The sequence below is a fragment of the Pseudoalteromonas sp. QJM3NY_22 genome, assembly GCF_056173065.1.
This window is the reverse complement of record NZ_CM149655.1, coordinates 4,386,106-4,407,590: the sequence shown is the minus strand read 5'-3', so window position 1 is coordinate 4,407,590 and position 21,485 is coordinate 4,386,106. Positions and strand designations below refer to the sequence as shown.

General features: G+C 38.4%; 20 protein-coding genes. 16 read left to right on the top strand and 4 right to left on the bottom strand.

The window, feature by feature from the left end:
* Positions 1 to 321: 321 nt before the first annotated feature.
* The 3 genes from AC0VZ4_RS20270 to AC0VZ4_RS20260 all read left to right on the top strand — a co-directional run bounded on the left by AC0VZ4_RS20270 (position 322) and on the right by AC0VZ4_RS20260 (position 2,814).
* Complete coding sequence (locus tag AC0VZ4_RS20270; protein WP_475440565.1) at positions 322 to 1,086, top strand: HipA family kinase; 765 nt, start codon at positions 322 to 324, stop codon at positions 1,084 to 1,086.
* A complete protein-coding gene (locus AC0VZ4_RS20265; protein WP_475440564.1) occupies positions 1,086 to 1,916 on the top strand; it encodes a DUF3037 domain-containing protein in 831 nt (276 codons plus the stop codon). The genes AC0VZ4_RS20270 and AC0VZ4_RS20265 overlap by 1 nt, the downstream gene beginning before the upstream one ends.
* A gap of 541 nt (positions 1,917 to 2,457) precedes the next feature.
* Complete coding sequence (locus AC0VZ4_RS20260; protein ID WP_475440563.1) at positions 2,458 to 2,814, top strand: phage integrase N-terminal domain-containing protein; 357 nt, start codon at positions 2,458 to 2,460, stop codon at positions 2,812 to 2,814.
* 36 nt (positions 2,815 to 2,850) lie between these two features.
* Here AC0VZ4_RS20260 and istB read toward each other — a convergent pair whose 3' ends face one another.
* Positions 2,851 to 3,606 carry an IS21-like element helper ATPase IstB gene (gene istB / locus AC0VZ4_RS20255; RefSeq protein ID WP_290210805.1) on the bottom strand — a complete coding sequence of 252 codons (756 nt, stop codon included), beginning with the start codon at positions 3,604 to 3,606 and terminating at the stop codon, positions 2,851 to 2,853.
* A gap of 11 nt (positions 3,607 to 3,617) precedes the next feature.
* On the bottom strand, positions 3,618 to 5,168 hold the full coding sequence (gene istA / locus AC0VZ4_RS20250) for an IS21 family transposase (protein WP_475439695.1): 1,551 nt from the start codon (positions 5,166 to 5,168) through the stop codon (positions 3,618 to 3,620).
* Between the two features lie 187 nt (positions 5,169 to 5,355).
* Here istA and AC0VZ4_RS20245 point away from each other — a divergent pair, with 187 nt between their 5' ends.
* Positions 5,356 to 5,760 (top strand): hypothetical protein, encoded by a 405-nt coding sequence (locus AC0VZ4_RS20245; protein ID WP_475440562.1) that lies wholly within the window; start codon positions 5,356 to 5,358, stop codon positions 5,758 to 5,760.
* Positions 5,761 to 5,829: 69 nt separating this feature from the next.
* Here AC0VZ4_RS20245 and AC0VZ4_RS20240 read toward each other — a convergent pair whose 3' ends face one another.
* Entirely contained in the window at positions 5,830 to 5,979 is a 150-nt protein-coding gene (locus AC0VZ4_RS20240; RefSeq protein ID WP_006793968.1) for a hypothetical protein, read from the bottom strand.
* Between the two features lie 288 nt (positions 5,980 to 6,267).
* On the opposite strand from AC0VZ4_RS20240, the gene AC0VZ4_RS20235 reads away from it, so the two are divergent.
* From AC0VZ4_RS20235 to AC0VZ4_RS20210, 6 genes are all read left to right on the top strand, one after another.
* Positions 6,268 to 6,483, top strand: a complete 216-nt coding sequence (locus AC0VZ4_RS20235; protein WP_475440561.1) for a hypothetical protein — start codon at positions 6,268 to 6,270, stop codon at positions 6,481 to 6,483.
* 32 nt (positions 6,484 to 6,515) lie between these two features.
* Complete coding sequence (locus tag AC0VZ4_RS20230) at positions 6,516 to 6,875, top strand: hypothetical protein (protein ID WP_372762260.1); 360 nt, start codon at positions 6,516 to 6,518, stop codon at positions 6,873 to 6,875.
* A gap of 465 nt (positions 6,876 to 7,340) precedes the next feature.
* On the top strand, positions 7,341 to 9,032 hold the full coding sequence (locus AC0VZ4_RS20225) for a DUF927 domain-containing protein (protein WP_475440560.1): 1,692 nt from the start codon (positions 7,341 to 7,343) through the stop codon (positions 9,030 to 9,032).
* Between the two features lie 63 nt (positions 9,033 to 9,095).
* Positions 9,096 to 9,443, top strand: coding sequence for an excisionase family DNA-binding protein (locus AC0VZ4_RS20220; RefSeq protein ID WP_475440559.1), 348 nt, complete (start codon positions 9,096 to 9,098; stop codon positions 9,441 to 9,443).
* Between the two features lie 199 nt (positions 9,444 to 9,642).
* Complete coding sequence (locus AC0VZ4_RS20215; RefSeq protein WP_475440558.1) at positions 9,643 to 10,407, top strand: Abi family protein; 765 nt, start codon at positions 9,643 to 9,645, stop codon at positions 10,405 to 10,407.
* 51 nt (positions 10,408 to 10,458) lie between these two features.
* Positions 10,459 to 11,606 (top strand): IS3 family transposase gene (locus AC0VZ4_RS20210; RefSeq protein ID WP_475440557.1). Its coding sequence is split into 2 segments (ribosomal slippage): positions 10,459 to 10,696 and positions 10,696 to 11,606, totalling 1,149 coding nucleotides; the frame shifts between segments, so codons are not numbered across the junction.
* A 363-nt stretch (positions 11,607 to 11,969) separates the two neighbouring features.
* On the opposite strand, the gene AC0VZ4_RS20205 is transcribed toward AC0VZ4_RS20210, so the two are convergent.
* Entirely contained in the window at positions 11,970 to 13,589 is a 1,620-nt protein-coding gene (locus tag AC0VZ4_RS20205) for an IS1634 family transposase (protein WP_475439728.1), read from the bottom strand.
* 796 nt (positions 13,590 to 14,385) lie between these two features.
* Here AC0VZ4_RS20205 and AC0VZ4_RS20200 point away from each other — a divergent pair.
* The 6 genes from AC0VZ4_RS20200 (at position 14,386) to AC0VZ4_RS20175 (ending at position 21,361) form a co-directional block, all read left to right on the top strand.
* Positions 14,386 to 15,645, top strand: coding sequence for an IS4 family transposase (locus AC0VZ4_RS20200; RefSeq protein ID WP_337119945.1), 1,260 nt, complete (start codon positions 14,386 to 14,388; stop codon positions 15,643 to 15,645).
* Positions 15,646 to 16,210: 565 nt separating this feature from the next.
* Positions 16,211 to 16,660, top strand: a complete 450-nt coding sequence (gene mioC, locus AC0VZ4_RS20195) for an FMN-binding protein MioC (RefSeq protein ID WP_007377656.1) — start codon at positions 16,211 to 16,213, stop codon at positions 16,658 to 16,660.
* Positions 16,661 to 17,088: 428 nt separating this feature from the next.
* Positions 17,089 to 18,978: a tRNA uridine-5-carboxymethylaminomethyl(34) synthesis enzyme MnmG gene (gene mnmG / locus AC0VZ4_RS20190; RefSeq protein WP_475440556.1), complete on the top strand. Its 1,890-nt coding sequence runs from the start codon at positions 17,089 to 17,091 to the stop codon at positions 18,976 to 18,978.
* A gap of 15 nt (positions 18,979 to 18,993) precedes the next feature.
* On the top strand, positions 18,994 to 19,614 hold the full coding sequence (gene rsmG / locus AC0VZ4_RS20185) for a 16S rRNA (guanine(527)-N(7))-methyltransferase RsmG (protein ID WP_007377658.1): 621 nt from the start codon (positions 18,994 to 18,996) through the stop codon (positions 19,612 to 19,614).
* Positions 19,615 to 19,628: 14 nt separating this feature from the next.
* Complete coding sequence (locus tag AC0VZ4_RS20180) at positions 19,629 to 20,414, top strand: ParA family protein (RefSeq protein WP_475440555.1); 786 nt, start codon at positions 19,629 to 19,631, stop codon at positions 20,412 to 20,414.
* 20 nt (positions 20,415 to 20,434) lie between these two features.
* A complete protein-coding gene (locus tag AC0VZ4_RS20175) occupies positions 20,435 to 21,361 on the top strand; it encodes a ParB/RepB/Spo0J family partition protein (protein WP_475440554.1) in 927 nt (308 codons plus the stop codon).
* Positions 21,362 to 21,485 lie beyond the last annotated feature (124 nt).

The following is a 21,485-nucleotide window of genomic DNA, read 5'->3' as shown; positions in this document are numbered from 1 at the left end:
TTCCCTCTTTCCCGTTTTTATTTGATAAGCCAGTTGTATCCAGGAGGTATGAAAGCGTCGAGTGCTTGCCACTCAGAGCGCCGCATACCTCTTGGATAACCTTCACTACGCAGTGAAAATCCAGTCAAGCTAGAAATCGCCCGAAGGGTTGCGTAGCAAGGGGGCCCCGCTTGCGGGGTTCCGATTTATAGCTTTACGGGATTTGAAAGGAGTGGTTTTACTAATTCAAGTAACTGTACTATTTGAGTTTTGTCGTGGTAGAGTTAGTTATTATATTTAAATTATTGGATTCTTATGGACGAGGCGACAAAAGAACTATCAATGGCTGGTCAAGAGCTTTGTACATCCTATCAAAAAGAACTACTCCCAATAGACGCAATACAAATTCATAAAAATGACCAAGGAAGTGCTGATCTTAATGTGATTGTTACTGCATCAAATAATAAAGACTATGCTGTTAAATTAATTTCCGATGGGAATGGTTATGTTCCAACGACTGAACTATTTTGTTATGAGCTAGCCACTATTTTAGATATTCCTACACCAACTTATGATCTAATTCGTATGAGAGATGGCTCTTTAGCTTTTGGATCATTATGGGAAGGAGGAGTTCATCATATTAGAGACTTCAATCAACTTTCGGATATTTTATCTGGTAAGCTGCGTGTTAGAGATTTAAGTAGGTTTTTTAGTAAGGTCTATGCCTTTGATCTATTTATAAACAACATAGATAGACATTTTGGTAACTATATATTTAGGCAAAGTTATAACTCCCTCATTGGTCTTGCATTCGACTTCAGTAGAGCTTGGTACGAAGTTGGACCATATGAGTACGATAGCCTAAAAGATAAAGAAACTAATACTCAAAAGTGTTATCAATTAATAAAAGATAGAAAAAAATATGATAAAGATGTAGCCATACAAACATTGAACGATATTGCTAAAATTGATGTGGAAAAAATACGAAAAATACTACAGCAAATTCCTGAACCTTGGTTTCAAAAAGAAAAAAGAGAAGAGGTTCTAGCGTGGTGGCAAAGCAGTGATAAAGCTAATCGCCTTACAAAATTGTTGGGGAGTGTGTAATGATTTGGTTTGATTATTCTCTTTTAAAATATTTACCAGACCCAAAACGAGGGGAAGTTATAAATATCGGCTTGATCGTCTTTCGTAATTCAGGTGTTGATGTAAGGCTGCTTAAAAATACAACAAAGGTAAGAGTTTTTGACGGAGTAACAAGTATCAATGAGTTATCTCGTCTTAAGGCATCTATTGAAGATTTATGTGGAAAGGATGTATCAGCACAAGTCCAGCATCAAAGGTTGAAGATGTTAGGGACAGGTATATTTACTAGTGGGTTATCTGCTTTTTCGATTGAGAATATTAGTAACTATGAAAAGACTGTTAGTGATTTATTTCATCAACTTGTGTCTCCATATTCTCCTAGAGAACCTAGAAGACCAAACTCGAGACTTTTCACTAAACTAAAGAATGAATTCAAAGCATTAGATATATTAGCTAAAGAACTTAGTGATATAGAACAGCATAAAGTAGTACCTTCCTATTTAATCGATGCCAATACAGGTCTAGAAGCTGATTTCATGCTAAAAAATGGTAAATTTCACATGACGGAGGTTGTTGACTTTAATGTCGAAGATGTCCAAAGAAAGTTCCGAGAAACTTCTTTAAAAACTATGACTTTTATAACAGGAAAACGTGTTATTGAAAGTAATATGGGATGTTATTTTTTATATTCTGCTTCAACATCGAAAGAGCAAGAAATCATATCTCACTTAAATTTAGCAGAAGCAAACTGCGATAAAATGTTTAATATAGAATCATCAAGTGAGAAAGCTGACTACTACCAAATGCTCTCCGATCTCATTGGTAATGAGCTACCATTAGCTATAAATTAATAACCAATGTTTGAAGAGTATACAGTCGTCCCTACTCGAAAGAGGTAGGGACGACTCGCAGAGTCGCCCGTCGAGGCCACTGCTCATGATGCCTCGACACCCAATCTGCCCTGAAAAATTGCAGGGCCAGAAGAGGGATGGAGATTTGAGCGCATCAAAAAGGTGTTGCAATCTCTGATCACTGTGATAATTTTAATATTGAACTCGCTCGAAATGAGCACAAAGAAAAAGGGCGTATTCACTGCCCGCAACACGTTCCTGAGGAGCTGCATTCGCAGCATTATGGGTCACACGACCACCCCACTATAAACAACACAAATATAAACCACAGTAGTTCGCGCTGTATTTCAACAGAAATCACACGGCTCAGCTTTGTTGCTTTAGACCAGTTAGCCTTTATGTCTTACGACAATATGCTCGGTTACGCACCGTTCATATGGCTTTAAAACTTACCTATTTTGGCGTTTCGCCCCCTGGTCTTCGGTTTGGTGTTTTTCTCAATACTTTCAAAATTACTTTTTAAATTAATGAGGAACATGAAATGAGCCAATTAGGATATCGACTTCATCAAATGGTGAACGTCACACACCGAGAAAGTAGCTTTAGCACTAGAGCTACACGAAGCAAAGTTTTAAACCTTGCAGCAGTACAGCTACTTAGCCATGGTTATCGATTAAGAGATCCATCAGGTCTAAAAACTAAACATATCAATCACCTTGTAACGCGATGGCAAGATGAAGGTTTAGCACCAAAAACGATTAAAAACAGAATGGCCGCACTGCGTTGGATTGCCGAAAAAATAGGTAAACCTAATATCTGTTCACGCAGCAATGATGATTACGGCATTCCAAGAGTGCGTATTCTCATGACTTTGATCACCGATTCTCATCAGCTTTGATCACCTGATTTATCATTTTGTAGAGCCATTTTTAAATTAGCTTAACTGATCATCATCAGTCAATTTATTTAACTGTTTTCGTATCGATTCTCCTTTTAAATTCAACTTAATCGAACCATGAATTAGCCTATCTAAAATGGCGTCAGCATGGGTTGATTCTCCAATCATCTCATGCCAGTTTTCCTGCGGGAGCTGACTTATAATTATGTGTGATTTATACCCATACCGCGCATCGATTAATTCGAGTAAGTCACCTCGTTGCTGTGCACTCAGTGGTTCAAGCCCCCAGTCGTCTAAGATCAGTAGATCATACTTTATTAACTTCGCCAGTAATTTCCGGTAACTACCATCTGCTTGTGCTAGAAACAGGCTTTCAAGTAGTTCTTTTAATCGAATATAGTAAACGCTTTTTCCTTGTAGGCAGTGCTCATGCCCTAAGGCACATGCGAGGTATGTTTTTCCACAGCCTGTTGCCCCGGTGATTAAGATATTTTGATGTAAGTTCAGCCAGCTATTTTGGCTTAAGTTACGTATCTGTGCTTTTTCTATATTACGTGCCGGTGAGTAAATCAGCTGATTTAACTGAGCCGGTAAGCGGAATTTAGCGTGTCGCACGAGCCGGTCGATTTTTCTTTGCTCACGCGTGTCAATTTCATGTGTTAGCAATAAACTGATGCGCTCTATAAAGCTTTGCTCTTGGTATAAGTTAGGCTGCTCAAGCTGCTGCTTTAATGCGTGTTTTATACCGGATAACTTGAGTAGTTGAAGTTGTTGGTTAATGGTGTCTATCATGATTCATTTCCTTAATGGTAATACTGTGTGCCGCGTATGTTGTCATGCTTTATTGGCTTTTCTGGCTCTGTTTGCTGTGTGGGTAACGGTTGTTGATCCAACCCTTTCTTCAGCATCTGCTTTATTGATTTGAGTGTTGTCGTATTCATTATGATTGCGCGATAACACGCTTGATCAAGCCGTTCTTTTGAATAAGTTTTAGCTAAACTTAACACCCCTAAACAGGCGCGATAAGCGTGCTCGGGGTGACGCCGTCCACTGAGCTGTAACTCAATAACTTGGTGAGTATACTCCCCGATACTTAATGCCCATGAGCGTAAATTTATCGGTGACTGCTCATGCTGTTTTTGATGCGCCAGAGGCATATGATGAGACTGTGTTGTATGCCCTCCTAAACGATGTGAGCGCGGATGCTGTGCGATTAAGGTATCGTCATGATAAAGCTGTACTAGCTGATTGGTTATGTGTGCGCGTAATTGTTTCTTAACCCACTGATACGGCACACTGTAATAATGTTTTTCTATTTCAACATGATAATCAATGTGTACTCGCACCGTTTTGATTTGTGTATAGTGATAGGGCTTTTCAGGCAATGGCTTTAATGCGCTTTTATCCACCATCTCAAATAGCTGTTTACGTGACTGTTGATATTGCTTCATGACCTTATTGTTCATTACATCAAGTAGCTTTGCTATTTCTTGATTTAGATGCGCTAAGCTGTAGAAGGTTTGCTTGCGTAGACGTGCCATGATCCAACGCTCAACAATTTGTACACCGACTTCAGCCTTCGATTTATCTTTGGGTTTATAAGGTCTAGCCGGTATGACAGCGACATTAAAATACTCGGCTAATTGATGATACGTGGGGTTTAAATCAGGCTCGTAGCGACAGGGTTTACTAACGGCGCTTTTTAAGTTGTCGGGAATAACAAGCTCTGGAACACCGCCTAAAAATGCAAAGCAACGGGCATGACTCATCACCCAATCTTCAAGTTGTTGACTATACGTTGCCTCAGCATAGGTATAATTTGATGCGCCGAGCACGGCAACAAACACTTGAGCAGGTCGTGTTTCCTGTGTTGTAGGGCACGTGATGGTCAGCGTAGGGCCACAATAATCCACAAACAGCTTTTCACCGCCTTTATGATGCTGACGCATCGACAACCGTTGTTTTCCTAACCATTGCCGGTAGGCGCGGCAGAAGTGGCTATAGCTGTAATAAGGCTCACCGACTTTCTCACACAATTCATCGAAGACTAACTGCAACGTCAAATGTTTGTGCTGCTTTAAATCCTTATTGATGGTGAGCCAGTCAGGTGTTGGGTATCTTTTTTGACGGGTTGAGAAGTCCCTGATTTTTGTATTAAGAAAAGTACCGTGTTGTTTATCTTCAGGTAACGGCCATTGGTTTAACCCTAACTCATTGGCCTTTTTAACGTAATTAGCCACAGTGCCAGGGGAGATATTTAAGCTTCTAGCAATCTCTCGATGGGATAATTTTGCTGAATATTTCAGCCGTAAAATAGCATGTAATTTACTCATAGATATAGGTCTTGTTGACATTATTGTTATCCTCATCAAATGATTTAGATAACGGTTTAACATACCTACAAAAATGATAAAACGTGAACTCGGTTACGAGTGGCATTAAGCTTTGATCGGCAAAATCATTAAGAACACAAAAGTGATCATTATAGAGTGATTTTCGTGATCAAAGCTTAATGAGAATAAGTGATCAAAGTTAGTGCCATTGGGTGATCAAAGCTGGGGAGAATATGCAGGCTCATGGGCTAAGGGTGGCAAATACCGCAAAATTCCGATTTTAAAAGAGTCTCAACAACAGCTTATTCGTGATATTGGTGCCGTTACTAAAGGCGCACTTATCGAACCTGACAAAAACTATAAGTCACAAATGGAACAGTACGACCGCGAAACAATTCGAGTTGGATTAAATAAAAATCACGGACTGCGTCATCATTACGCAAGGGAGCGTTATTTAGAGCTTACAGGCTGGAAATGCCCTGCCGACGGTGGCCCGCATAGAAGAGAGCTCTCGCCAACCGATTATGAGCACGATACCAAAGTCCGTGAACAAATTAGCCAAGAGTTAGGTCATGAACGTTTAAAGATAACCTATGCTTACTTGGGAAGTTAAAATTAGGCATGCCTAATTTTGAATGGGCGAATACACTAACATCGCCCTAGTTTATTGCTCTACTAACCCTCAGTTTTTACAACCGTTTTTATCGCAGTTGATTTTAGAGTGAGAGTCTACCCAATGGGTAGCTTCCTTTTTAGTATCAAAACCACATCCTGTTGTTCCACCTTTACTTCCTTTGTGAACAATTCCAGTTGGCACATGTTTAACAGCCATAATTCTACTCCATCAGATTGATTTAAAAATTAACGCTTATAAGTTAAGCATTAATAGGATGGCAATTATTGAGCAAAAAGCTAGTTGTTTATTCTTATTTTTTGAAAAAAGTAAAAGTATAGGTTTTGAATAATTTACTATAACCACATGAAAGTTATTGTTTTTAGTGTTTCAAATTTTAACGTGTGAGACATCCTCCATATTGATTTAAAAGGATTTATTGGCTTAACTAAAAATAAGACAATGAATCGATCAGATTAGGCATGCCTAATTTCTTTGGAGGTAGAAATGGGATTCGAAGGCTTTTTGGGAATATTAGTTGTTGTAGCTTTTTTCGTAGCAAGTACATTTTTCAGTTGCAGCGAAACAGCCAAAAATGAAAGCGAACAACTAGATAAACTAGATGATGGTATGGGAAATATTATCGCTGATGGCGAGCATATGACTCGTGCAGAGGCTGAGGATGCTCAGGCTCGTGGCGAGCTCTACGATACTTATCTGTAAATTAGGCATGCCTAATTTTAAAAGGGGAAATAATGACAAATAAAGAGCTTTGGCCATTTAAGCCTGTATACGATGAGTTAAAGATTCGCTTAGCTGGTATTGAGGACGAATGTGAGCCACTAGGTTTAGAGGTAAACCTTTGCAATGAAACGGAAGAAGAGATGTTCATTGCTTTAAACACACAAAAAGCGTTTGCATTTGATGTTATGAATGAACATGGCGATATTTGGGATATTCGACTAGAACCCTTTTCAACGTTCAAAAGGCGTAGTGCTCAGATTTTCTTTCCTTTCACAGGCCTTAACCCAGCTAAACGGTTGAAAATTAGTAACTGGATTTTAGAGCTTTGCAATTGGGAAGGTAATATCTACTTGGGTAATACAAGACATTAAGGTGTTCTTATGACTGACTATGAATGGTTTCAGATGTGGGTGTTAATGGTACTAGCTATTCGCGCTACTCGCCACTACGACAAACTGAAGCATGATCTATTTGAAGCAATTAAAGAGGGGAAAATATAGCAATGGCTCCTTTACTTACAGGATGCGCCATGGTTCCAACGTTGGTGATATTTTTTGCTTTGCTATTTCATTTTAATCGCGACAACCTCAATAAATTCGACTGATATCCAATATTTCTAGCGAAAAAATTAGGCATGCCTAATTTTTTACGTTCAAAAACGTCATTTTTACGCCAATTTTATGTAAAAAAGTCGTACCCATAATGTCAACACCGCATTTTTAAAGGGCTGAAAAACCCACTGAAATTCCCCCTAGTTTTTCCCAGCATCCCATGAAATTTCCTGCTCAAATAACTCCAAACGAAACTAAAAGAAATCAAAGTAAAGGAGCTTTATTATGTTTGAGCTTAGAGAAACAGGTTTATTTTACACCCCAACAGCCGATTCAGAACCAAGGTTCTTGTGTGGCCCAATTCAAGTGCTTGGCATTTCAAGAGGAGGTAATAGTACTCGAGACTACGGCTTGCTTGTTGAGTGGAAAAACTTAGACGGTATTTGCATACGCAAGCTAATACCACGACGCCACATTATTAATGATCAAGGTAAGGTGTTAAAAGAATTGCTTGTAGATACAGGCCTTGCACTTTCAAGTCGTAAAGGTATATGGGACCCAATAACATCTTACCTGATTCAAGCAAGGCCAGAAAAACGATATAAGAGCGCGACTCAAACAGGCTGGCTTAATAATAGCTTTGTTACACCCAGTTGGTGCGTAAGTAATGGAGCAGAGCAAGTTATTTACTCAGGCACAAAAGAAGCTGATTTTTTAAGTTCCGCAGGTACCTTATCTAGTTGGCAGAAAGAGGTTGGTACTCTTTGTATTAATAACCCATTACTTGCATTTACTGTTTGCACAGGCTTGTGTGCCCCCCTGCTTCATTGGTTAAATTGGCCCAGTTGTGGTGTTCACCTGTTTGGTAAGTCCAAAGTATCTAAAACAACGATCTTAATCATGGCTGCAAGCTTGTACTCAGGTACTGACTTCTATTATGCATGGAGAAGCACCGCTAATGGGTTAGAAGCAATAGCGGTAGAACACAATAACTTACTGCTTTGCTTAGATGAACTGCATCAGGTAGACCCTGAGGTCGTCGATCAGTCCATTTATACAATAGCTAATGGAATGTCAAAATCACGCAGTAATAAAGATGGGTCCCAAAGCCAGCGAAAAAAGTGGCGACTTATCTTTTTAAGTACCGGTGAAATGGGACTTGAAGAAAAACTTTCATCAATACATAAAGGCGTAAAAGCAGGTCAAGAAATCCGTTTCTTAGAAGTACCAGCCCAAAGGCAACATGGTGCTTATGACGATCTTTATGGTCATAACAACATGAATGACTTCTCTGAATCTATTTGGAAAGCCGTTAACGAAAATCACGGCACTGTCATGCCACAATGGGTTGAGTACTTAAGCACTATTGATGATCTCCCTACTCTTTTAAATCGCAATATCAAAGCGATGTTAACCCATTGGGAAATAACAAAAGAAAATAATGGCAATCAGGTTATTGAAGCAGCAAAAAGATTTGCGTTACATGGCGTGAGTGGTGAGTTAGCAGCTTCAGCTGGGCTTATGCCTTGGCCTAAAGGCCTTGCTGAAAAAAGTGCAAAAGAAGCATTTGATGCTTGGCTCGAGATACGTGGCTCTTCTAGTGACTCAGAAGATGACAAGTTGATAAAACAATTACCAGCTGCATTAAAACTTTGGCGACGGAAATTATTACCTGAAGGTAAGTTTTTGGGTGATAACTTCGGCTACGCAATAGAAAAAGATGGTCAGCTTGCTTGGTTCGTAACTCGTGATGCATTTATGGAAGGCTTAAAGGTTAGTTATAGAACTGATATTTCTCATACGATTAAACTAATGTGTAAAAATCATTGGTTGGAAAGTCGTGAAGGTCGAGGAACATTCAAGAAAGTAATCGCAGGTGGGCCACCTGGTGGTCGCTACTTTAAAGTGCTACCACAACAAATAGTAGCAGATCTAGCTTTAGATGAAGCACTTTCCCAAGTTTATTTCCCAACTTAAAGTTATGAATTAATTTGATTTTCCCAACATTCCCGTTTTCCCAAAGATTTTAGAGAGTAGACCATGAAAAATGATATAAGTGATGCATTACGTAAGAATGACGAATTACCAGATATCCGAAATACAATTGAAGAGATGATCTTGAAAAGTCACTTATGCAACAAAGCCGCATTAACAGTTGACGAATGCGCACTTTATACAGGTATGGCAAAAAGCTACATCTATAAACTAACCCATGAAGGCATTATTCCTCATGCAAAACCTAATGGTAAAAAGATCTTTTTCGATAGGTTAGAGCTTGATCAATGGCTTCTTGGTAACAAGATAAAAGGTGATATAAGCGAAAGTAAATTCATCAAAAAAACGGCTGAAAACCTAAATAGAAAGGCGAGTATAAGTTTAAGGAAATGAAAAAGGCTGCCATAAGGCAGCCTTCTCAAGATACTTTGCTGTTTGCAGCCCTACAAACCTGCTATTAGAGGTGGTTTATAAGTTACCGCTACAAACGCTTACGAGGTAAATTCTGGTCAATTACAACATTTTTGTCAACTGTTATTTTTAATTTATGATAATGTTTAAAACATAGTTTTCTAAAGGATGTGAGAATAAATTGAGGCCAAATAACCTAACCATTGTTTTTGATTCCTTATCTCAGCCTAGAATAAATGCGTATAAACGTTACTTTGGGAATCAATTATCTGATGATGAGGTTTACAACTGCTATCTATGGAACGACGCTATAAGTAAGGCGTTATTTAATGTCATAACTCAAATAGAAATTACTTTGAGAAACCGTATGCATGTAAGCCTAAGTAATCATTTGTATAATCCACAAAAAATAATTGTAGATCGCTGTATTGGCAATCCAAGAAATTGGAATACCTCAATTACAAGCACAATAGGTACAGCAACGTCATGCAACTGGTACGAAGCTGGGTTACTCGAAACTAAATCGCTGTCTAAGATACATACCACTACTCATCATTATCGTAGCAAGACCCCTCTGTTAGGAAGAGATCGCCCTTCACCCGATGATGTAGTATCAAGTCTACATTTTGGTTTCTGGTCATCCCTTATTGATAAGAACCCTAATATTCAATGGGGAAACGTACTAGCTCATATATTCCCTAAACATAGAGCTTCTAACAGTAGCCAATGGAATGTTGTAACTCAGCAGAAAAGATTGACGTATCGTTTAGAATTGGTAAGAGATATCCGTAATAGAATAGCTCACCATGAACCACTTTGGAAAACGCCAAGAATATTAGATGAAACCCCTCCTACACAAAGCTCTAATAGAGCTGTGTTACATCCACCAAGCTCAGGTCCAAGTGAAAGTATCCATCGCCTGAGAATCATATTGGACTTCCCATAGTTTGCTAGACACCCAATAAGTTACATTGTAACTTCTAATAAGAGGTGTTTTATGAGCAAAGGCAAACGTTATACCCAAGAGTTTAAAGAAGCGGCTGTTAAACAAATTACTGAGCGTGGATATTCAGTTGCTGAAGTCGCTGAACGATTAGATATTTGTACCAAAACGTTATATCACTGGCGGAGTCAGTTATCAGATAAACCTAAATCCGTTCAATCATCCGATGAAAAATTGAAGATCGCTAAATTAGAGGCACAATTGAAACGTGTCACGGAGGAACGGGATATTTTAAAAAAGGCCGCAAGGTACTTTGCCAGCAACCCCGAGTAAAGTACGGCTTCATTCGTGATCACCAAGATGAATTTTCTATCACAACGATGTGCCGCCTTTTTAAACTGCATCGCAGTGGTTTTTATGCGTGGTTAAAAAAGCCTTTAAGCAATAGAGCGCTTGAAGATAATCGCTTGTTGAAGCTCATTAAAGCGTTTTATGTAGCCAGTGGCGGCACGTATGGTAGCCCTTGGATACATGCAGACTTGCGTGAAGCCGGTGAGCAATGCAGCGTAAATCGTGTCGCTAAGATCATGCGACAACATAAGCTTAAAGCGCAAATTGGATATAAGCGTCGCCATATTAAAGGCGGTAAGACATCGCGGATTGCAGATAACTTATTAGCGCGTCAATTTAACCCACCTGCGCCGAATCAATCATGGGTGAGCGACATAACTTACATAAGAACTTATGAAGGTTTTTTATATGTGGCAACAGTAATGGACTTATTCTCTAGGCGTATTGTGGGTTGGTCGATGGATAAAAATATGGACAAACACCTTGTTATAAACGCATTGTTGATGGCTGTATATCAACGTCAACCGAAGGCTGAGGTAATGGTGCATAGTGATCAAGGTAGTCAATACGGTAGCGCAGACTATCTCGCATTTATGAAAGAACACAATCTTGTGCCTTCAATGAGTCGCGCGGGGAACTGTCATGATAATGCGGTTGCAGAAAGCTTTTTTGCGACAATTAAAAAGCGAATAGTTAAGCGTAAGATATACTCGACACGCGAAGATGCGAAAGGTGAGATATTCAATTTTATAGAAATGTTTTACAATCCAAAAAAGCGCCACTCACATACAGGCGGTGTTTCACCTGCTAAGTTTGAAGAAGCGTATTATTCTGAATTAAAAACTGTCTAGTGAAAGCTGGGAAGTCCATATATTCTAAAATAACCGAACTGTTAAGATGGATGTCTCAAGAACTTTACGATGATTTAATGAATTCAGCAACTCATACTCATTTTCTCTGGTTGTGCTCAACTGATGGACTAGATTTCTACATTAAACACCACGAAATAGCGAGTAGCCATATTAAAAGCTGTAAATTCAAACGAGAGTTAGGATCTATAATAAAGATGAAAAAAAGTGTGTTTCTGGTTCACGGTAAGAGAGGTATGTCAGCACTGCACCCTATTTAGTTTCCTTTAGTTTACTTGCACGATATTTTCTAATGCGAAAGTGGGCCACTACAGACCCACCATAAAACAGGCATTGATCAGACCCCTAGGCAACTTTTTGGATTTTATATAAATGCAACGCATGTCCACCAATGAGCCTTATTATCTTTTCCCTGAACTCATCAAAACCATCCAAGCTGATTTTGTCGCCTTGCTGGAGTAGATTAATTCCCTCAAAACACTGAAAGACCCAACGTAATGTTGGGTTAGATATTTCTTTATTGATTTGATTCGCTATCGTGGCTTTTTCTTTTTTCATATTCGCTCTCATTCGTCTTTGCGCGATTGAATAAACTAACAATGAAAGTGTCATCACCATCAACAGAGCATCTATTCTACTTGGCTTTTTGATAAATAATGATGAAACAAAAAACAAGGGGTCTTTTAAAAACCTAAACCCTTTTTCTACTTCAGATTGTGCTTTGTAATGCTTAAGTAAACCTACTGGTGAAAGGGCTTCTTTATCAATATTCGTTGCTAATACGAAGCATGACTTTTGTTCTACAATCTGTTTTATTGCGCTTTCGTTTTCTTCAATTTCTGCCGTGATTTGCCATTCAATATTTTTTACTGGCGCATCTTTTTTAGGTCGCCCTTTACCTTCATAGACTTTATGCTTAATAAATTGCTGAGTCGCTATTTGATGATGCTTCATCTTTTTCGCTAATTTATCTAATGCGCGTTGTGCGTCAGTTTGACAAGCGAAACGTTGAGCTTGTAAATGGAAGAGGTCTTTTTTGATGCCTGTGTGTGCTCGCTCAACTTGTCGAACAATGCTTTTTTGTGCTCGGCTATTAGCTGCTTTTGAATAAATAATCATCCATCTTTGCTTTATCCCCATATGCTCAATCTCTTCAACAACATATTGATAGTTATCATCAATATTAACCCATTGGTTGGCTGCTATGGCTGTACTTATAGAGGATTTTTCAAGAGAAATTGTTGAAGGTACTAGCGTGAGAAATTGAATTTTGGTTAAAAACTCAGCATTACTTTTATGATAAAGTTTACAGTCTGCCACAAGGTATTTAGGAGCTTGGCTTTTTTTGAACTCGTCAACAAGCGCCTTACTTCGCGCTTTAAAAATAGCGGTGTCTGCGCTGTTACCATCCCAGTTTTTACATGCAAGCGGGATCCCACCATCTTGGCTAACAATGATTTCTTGTACGACTTGTTTTAAATCAGGACGGTGAGCCTTGCTATAGCCATGAGTAATTTTAATGACGTTTTCATCACTATCTCCATCATCAAAAGCATATTCACCTGTCAGTGAGTGACTCGTTGTATCAAGTGATTCAAAGGTTTTATCAACTTGTTCTATTTCACATGCTTGTCCGGAGACTAATGAAAATAAGCTTTCACAGCCAAACTCGAAGCATTGATCGAGAGTTCTACCAAGTTTGTGACGATTAAAATGTGATGCTTGAACCCCTTCACGAAATAAATGTTCAAGAGGCAAGTTAGTAAAAAATTGAGGGCTGAGTGATAAAGGTCGATTGGCAAAACCGAGTCCATTCATGATCATGCCTTTTACAGCTTCACCGGGGGTGATTTCTTGTTTATCGTCTTGAGGTAAGTATTGATCTAAAAGGCTGACAATTTTTAAGTCTTCTATAACACCTGAAACAATACCGTGATGGTCTAACCGTTTGATTTTTAGATTCATATACACCTCAAAGTTGAGATGTTATTTTATCAAATTAAAGAGAATTAAGCGTTTAAATTAAATCGAAATTTTTGAAATTGGTCTGATCAATGTCTGATAAAAACATAAACCTAATGTTTTTATTGGATTTTTCACTTATTGTATTGGTAAATAAACACCTTATTACAAGCATATTCTTATTATAAAGAGCACTCAGGTGCTCTTTTTCATATAAAAAATTAGGCTTTAAAATATGCTATTTATACGTCTAATACCTGAGAGTTACAGTCGATAAATCATATTCAAAGCTACCTTTGTTACGTGCTAAGAGAGGTCTGATTTCGTAGATTAAACAATGTGGAATATACTCTTTAGCGGCATTAATAGCGTAAATTACCCCTATTATTAATACAAAACCGATACATTTTTCAAACAATAACACACTTTTAAAGCGTTATACTTCATACAAAAATTAGTTATAAATGGCTTTCTTATACTTACTTTAGCCCACAAAAATGCACTAAAACACACCTCATACACGCAAAGAATGATGTTTTTTGCTCAATTAAAGAGCTAAAAAACACTGGTTAATGCTCTAAAAAGCTTACTTTTTAAATATATGATTTGATGATCACTGTGATTATTTAAATAAAAAGCTCAACAGTTAATTTTGATCTACTAATCCACCAGCAAAATATATAAAAATAACGACTCTAAACCTACATTCATAGGTTGGATCTTAAGAAAACTTGAAGTTGAACTCTGTTAATGATCAAATAGTTACGCCAATAAAAACATGACTAAAAACAGAGTTCACATGCAGATTAACCAAGTTTCAAACCAATTAAAAGCCCTTATCTCAGAAAAACACCTCATTGAGCTTGCAAAAACCTCTGGATTTCAAGTTCGACACCGTTGCCTGTCGATCGTTTCTCTGCTCAAAGCCGTATTTAAAAGCTTATCTTGCCTGCAAGACGCTAACTTGTCAGATATCCATCAAAACTTGCGAACGCAGGCTGATTGCACGATAAGTTATAAACCCTTTCATAATCAAATTCGAAAACCAGCCTTGACTGAGCTTGTCCGTGAGCTCGTTATTCAAGCGATGTCTAAATTGACTGTAAACACGCTGGATAAAACCTTTTTTACCCAGCGAGGAATACAGCGAGTGTTATTGCAAGATGGTTCTTCATTTGCTCTACATGATGAATTAGCGCAGGTTTTTGCTGGTCGTTTTACTGCTGTAAGTCCTGCCGCAATTGAGTTGCACGTTACCTATGACCTATTTAATGAACAACCCTGCGAAATAGATATTCGTCCTGATGTTGAAACTGAGCGCGCCTTTTTACCAGGTAGCCACACACTTGAAGATACGTTATTACTTGCTGATGCTGGGTATTTTGACTTAGATTACTTTGAGCAAGTAGCTCAAGATGGCGGATATTTTTTGATCAGAGCAAATAAAAACATTAACCCAATCGTTACATCAGCTTATTGCGCGGGTATAGAACTTAAAGAAAAGAACATTAAAATCAAAACGTTACTCGATAAATTCGCAAGCCAACCACTTGAATTAACAGTACGTTGGAAGAAAAATGGGCCCGAGTACAGGCTTATCTATTTACCGAATGAAAAGCGCCCCGTTTTCCTTGTTACTAATTTAAAAGAGGCACAGTTTAGCTTTGACGAACTACTCGATATATATGCAACTCGTTGGCAAATTGAGTTGTTTTTCAAAGAACTAAAGTCATGGAATAACCTTAAAGGGTTCATCACACGAGATCCTCATATTGCCGAATCATTGGTTTGGCTGAGCATACTGCAAACACTTATCAAGCGTTTTATCTGCCATAGTGCAGCGGGTATGTTTAAGTGTGCGATCTCGACATTTAGAGCGAGTAAGTGCAGTTATCTTTGGTTGGATGATATTCTGGATTGCATAGAACAAACACGGTGCAGCCATAAGATACATCGTGTATTTGAGCTACTAGCGGTAAATTGTAAGCGGCAAAGCATTGAGAAAAACAATGATATTTGCCGTTTTAAGATAGGAAGTCACACGGTCTGTGTTCCTTAAGAACTAAGCTATGAACCTACATTAAATTTAAAAAACCTCGATCACTTATCCACAATGCCAGCTTTTTTGATCAAACAAATACCAAAAACAGGTAAATAAGCTGAAAAAACCTCACTATTTATTAATATTTATCCGTTTATGAGCTTATTTTTAATTAATTTCATTAGATCTGCTGTATTAGATCATTTTAAAAATTTATTTTAGATCTAAATTTGAGGTTATCAACAGGCTTTATATCCACATTATGATCAACATCTACTTTTAATATATAAATTACTATTTCAACTTTTTACTGATTAGAAATATCAATAACTTAGCGGATATAAAACAACCTAATGAGCCTACTTAAGCAGAGCTTTCCCCACTGTTATCAACAACTTGATCAGAAGATTACATTTAAAGATAATTTGTTAAACCCTATATTATCAACAAGTTAAAGAAACACTTTTGAATGAGCGTAAAATTGCTGCAAAAATAGTTATACAAAATGGCACTCTTAACTTTACTGTTACCCTCACTCAGTTATCATAGTCAGCAATTAAAACAAATGTGATCACTAATATTCATGAGTTCAGTAAATCTTATTGTTGGCAGCCAAATGGGATCAGCCGAGTATGTTGCAGAGCAACTAAGCGACGCGCTAAATAACCTTGGTATTACTACACAACTACATGATCAACCTGAATTTAGCGATATTGATCAGCAAAATACCATTTGGTTAATTTGCACATCTACTTATGGCGCAGGTGATTACCCTGAAAACTTTATTAGCTTTGTTGAAGATGTGACACAAGCTAATGATTTATCTCAATTAAAATACTCAGTAATCGCTTTAGGTGATACCAGTTATGACACTTACAACCAAGCTGGACGTAATATAGATGCCTTATTAGCTCAAAAAGGCGCTATAAAAGTAGCAGAACGCTTAGAGCTTAATATTCTCGATGAAGCACTACCAGAGGACACCGCATTAGCATGGTTAGACTCTTGGATAACCAAAACAGGCTTAAAATAGAGAGATAAAGTAAAAAGTTACATATAAAGTTACCCACAATTTACTAATAATTTAATAGATTTTGTGGATAAAGATTGAATAAACTGCTTTTTAAAGCATGCTTATCCATGGGATAAGATCTAACTTATTCAGCCCTGTGCATAAAGTGCCTTTTTGATCAGAGCTTATTTGCGGGATGATCCGATCATATTAACACCTTTAGATCTGATCTAATTTGATGTTTTTAATAAAGATCTAAACCTTATCAACAGAAAAGTCGATCAGTAGTAGTAATAGTAATAAAAGATCTCTTTAAAAGATCCTTTATATTATTAGAGATCACATACTTAGATCTTGCCCACTGTTTAATCATTTATCTTCTGCCAATTTCTAGGTAGAATACGCTCCCTTTTGAAGTTTACCGGTTTGATTTAAGTAGGATCCCATTAATGATTTTTCACGAAAATTTTGACGTTATCGTAGTAGGTGGTGGACATGCTGGCACTGAAGCCGCATTAGCAGCTGCCCGTATGGGGATGAATACCCTGCTACTGACTCACAATATGGATACCCTTGGTCAAATGTCTTGTAACCCAGCAATTGGTGGGATAGGCAAAGGTCATTTGGTAAAAGAAATTGACGCGCTTGGTGGTGCAATGGCACAGGCCATTGATAAAGGCGGGATCCAATTTCGTACACTAAATTCTTCAAAAGGACCTGCTGTTCGTGCAACTCGAGCACAAGCAGATCGCGCCTTGTACAAAGCGGCTATTCAAACAACATTGCAAAATCAAGATAATCTTAAAATTTTTCAACAATCGTGTGATGATCTTATTGTTGAAAACGATCGTGTTACTGGCGTAGTAACTCAAATGGGTTTGCGTTTTAGTGCACCAAGTGTTGTTTTAACCGTGGGTACTTTTTTAGGTGGCTTAATCCATATAGGGTTAGAAAATTACAAAGGCGGCCGTGCAGGCGATCCTCCTTCAATCGCTTTAGCTGATCGCTTACGTGAACATCCATTTAGAGTTGATCGTTTAAAAACAGGTACACCGCCACGTATTGATGCACGTACTGTTGATTTTACAAAAATGGAAGCACAGCCTGGTGATACACCAACACCTGTGTTTTCGTTTATGGGTAAACAATCAGATCACCCACAACAGATACCGTGTTACATCACTTACACAAACGAAAAAACACATGATGTTATTCGTAAAAACCTACATCGCTCACCTATGTACTCAGGTGTTGTTGAAGGTATTGGTCCTCGCTACTGCCCTTCAATTGAAGATAAAATTGTTCGTTTTGCAGATAAAGATAAACATCAAATATTTGTTGAGCCTGAAGGTTTAACATCATACGAATTATATCCAAATGGTATTTCGACTAGTTTACCGTTTGATGTACAACTTGAGATTGTGCAATCTATTTCTGGTTTTGAAAATGCACATATTTGTCGACCAGGTTATGCAATAGAATATGACTACTTTGATCCACGTGATTTAAAACAGTCTTTAGAAACTAAATTTATTGAAGGCTTATTTTTCGCGGGTCAAATTAACGGTACTACCGGCTATGAAGAAGCAGGTGCACAAGGCTTAATTGCAGGTATGAATGCTGCGCTAAAAGTGCAAGGCAAAGATTCTTGGACACCACGTCGTGATGAAGCTTATGTTGGTGTATTAATCGACGACTTAGCAACACTGGGTACAAAAGAACCCTACCGTATGTTTACCAGCCGTGCTGAATATCGTTTATTACTTCGTGAAGATAATGCTGATATTCGTTTAACTGAAAAAGGCCGTGAGCTTGGTTTAGTTAATGACGAACGCTGGCAGGCATTTAACGAAAAAATGGAAGTAATCGAAAAAGAGAAACAACGCATTAAAGATACATGGATCCACAAAGATCATGCCGTTGTAGATCAAGTAAACGCATTACTTAAAACCCCGCTTACGCGTGAAGCAAGCTTGGAAGAATTACTTCGCCGTCCGGAAATTCGTTACAACGATCTGATGGCTATTGACGGATTGGGATCTGAATTCACAAATAAAGCAGCACTCGAGCAAGTTGAGATCCATACTAAGTACGCAGGTTATATTGCGCGCCAACAAGATGAAATCAATAAACAGCTTCGTCATGAGCAAACAATTTTACCAAAAGAGTTTGATTACAAAACCGTATCTGGTTTATCAAATGAGGTAGTTGCTAAGCTTATTGAGTCACGTCCTGACACGATTGGTCAAGCATCGCGTATTTCTGGTATCACCCCTGCGGCGATTTCGCTATTATTGGTGTATCTGAAGAAGCAAGGCTTATTACGCAAATCTGCGTAACTATAAGGGTACATAGTGTTACAGCAACAATTAACTACATTGTTAGCGCAAACTGATATTGCGCTAACAGAAAAACAACAGCAACAGCTAGTCCGTTACGTTGAGTTATTAAATAAGTGGAATAAAGCTTATAACTTAACTTCAGTACGTTTACCTGAAGAAATGATGATTAAGCATATTATGGACAGTTTAGTTGTTGCGCCTCATTTACCCGGGCATCATTATATTGATGTAGGTACAGGCCCTGGCTTACCGGGTATCGTGTTGGCAATTGCATTACCAAATACACATTTTGTGCTATTAGATAGTTTAGGTAAACGTGTGCGATTTTTAATGCATGTTAAACATGAACTTGGACTTGATAACGTCACCCCTGTGCAGTCAAGAGTTGAAGAATATCAACCAAGTGTTAAATTAGACGGCGTACTCAGTCGTGCATTTGCTTCATTACAAGATATGGTTGACTGGTGTTCGCACTTAATTGATCATTCGGGTAAATTTATAGCACTTAAAGGCGTGTTCCCTAGCGAAGAGCTAGAGTCATTACCCGCAGGCGTTAAGTTTGAGCAAAAAATTGCATTAGAAGTGCCTAAGTTAGATGCACAACGACATTTAATTATTCTTTCTAAAGACTAGGGATCAGAGACACTGTGGCAAAAGTCATCGCATTAGCAAATCAAAAAGGTGGGGTGGGTAAAACTACAACCGCTGTTAACCTCGCTGCGTCTATGGCTGCAACGAAACGTAAAGTGCTGTTAATTGATCTCGATCCGCAAGGTAATGCGACTATGGGGAGTGGCGTAGATAAGTACGGCGATGTGCCAACTATTTACGACTTACTTATTGAAGATAAACCTATAAAAGACGTTATCATCAAAGAAACGTCTGGCGAATACCATATGATTGCTGCAAACGGTGATGTAACCGCTGCAGAAGTTAAACTCATGGAATTATTTGCCCGTGAGGTGCGTTTACGTAACGCACTTGAAAAAATTCAGGACCAGTACGAATTTATTTTTATAGACTGTCCGCCTTCTTTAAATATGTTAACTGTTAATGCTATGGCTGCGGCTGATTCTATTTTGGTACCAATGCAGTGTGAATATTATGCACTTGAAGGGTTAACCGCATTAATGGATACGATTACGCAGCTTGCTAGATTAGTGAATCCGAGTTTACAAATTGAAGGCATACTTCGTACTATGTATGACCCGCGTAACCGTTTGGCAAATGATGTATCAGAACAATTAAAACAACATTTTGGCGATAAAGTATACCGTACGGTGATCCCACGTAATGTTCGCTTAGCTGAAGCACCTAGTTTTGGTGCTCCAGCTATGTATTATGACCGGGCATCAAGTGGCGCTAAAGCGTATTTAGCACTCGCTGGTGAAATGTTACGCAGAAAAGAAAAAACAGCGTCCGTTGTCGCCTAACTTTGAGGTAAAAAAATAACATGTCTGCTAAAAAACGAGGTTTAGGCCGAGGACTCGATGCACTTTTAAGTTCGTCAAAGCCTGCACCGAGCGCAAGCAAGGAACAAGACACATCAAACGTGACTGAAGTTGTAAAAAATGCAGCTGGGCCAAATAATAGTGAATTACAAAAACTTCCAATAGAGTTTTTACACTCTGGTAAATACCAACCTCGTAAAGACATGTCTGAAGAGGCGCTAGAAGAGCTTGCTAGTTCTATTCGCTCACAAGGTATTATTCAACCTATTGTTGTGCGCCCTATTGCACATAATAGCTTTGAGATTATAGCGGGTGAGCGTCGTTGGCGCGCAGCACAGATAGCGAAGCTTGAAACAGTACCTTGTATTATTAAAGATGTGCCGGATGAAGCTGCGGTTGCTATAGCGCTGATAGAAAACATTCAGCGTGAAGACTTAAATGCCATGGAAGAAGCGGTTGCGTTAAATCGTTTGCTAAATGAGTTTGAACTAACACATCAGCAAGTGGCAGACGCCGTTGGTAAATCACGCACTACAGTAACGAACTTACTTCGTTTAAATAATCTAAACAGTGATGTGAAAATTCTGTTGGAACATGGCGATATTGAAATGGGTCATGCCCGTTGCTTGTTAGCCCTTGAAGGCGAAGCGCAATCAGATGCTGCTCGTTTAGCCGTAGCTAAGGCGCTCACTGTTCGCGAAACAGAAAAGCTAGTACGCTCAATTTTAGAACCTGTACCTGCCAAAGAAGTAACCGAGAAAGATCCAGATGTTAAGCAGTTAGAGCAACAACTCGCTGAAAACCTTGGTGCTAAAGTAGAAATAAACTATAACAAAAAAGGCAAAGGTAATCTGGTTATTTCGTACACGAATCTAGATGAACTTGACGGCATTTTAAACCGTATCAATCAAGACAATACTCAGCATTAGTTTTCTACATGTCCAATAAGGGACATTTGTAGCTATTTTGTGTTACAAACCGTCTACTCAAGTTGCAAAACTGGCAGGATTAAGTATAATTTCGCCAGTTTTCACGCCCTAGCAATTAGAATGT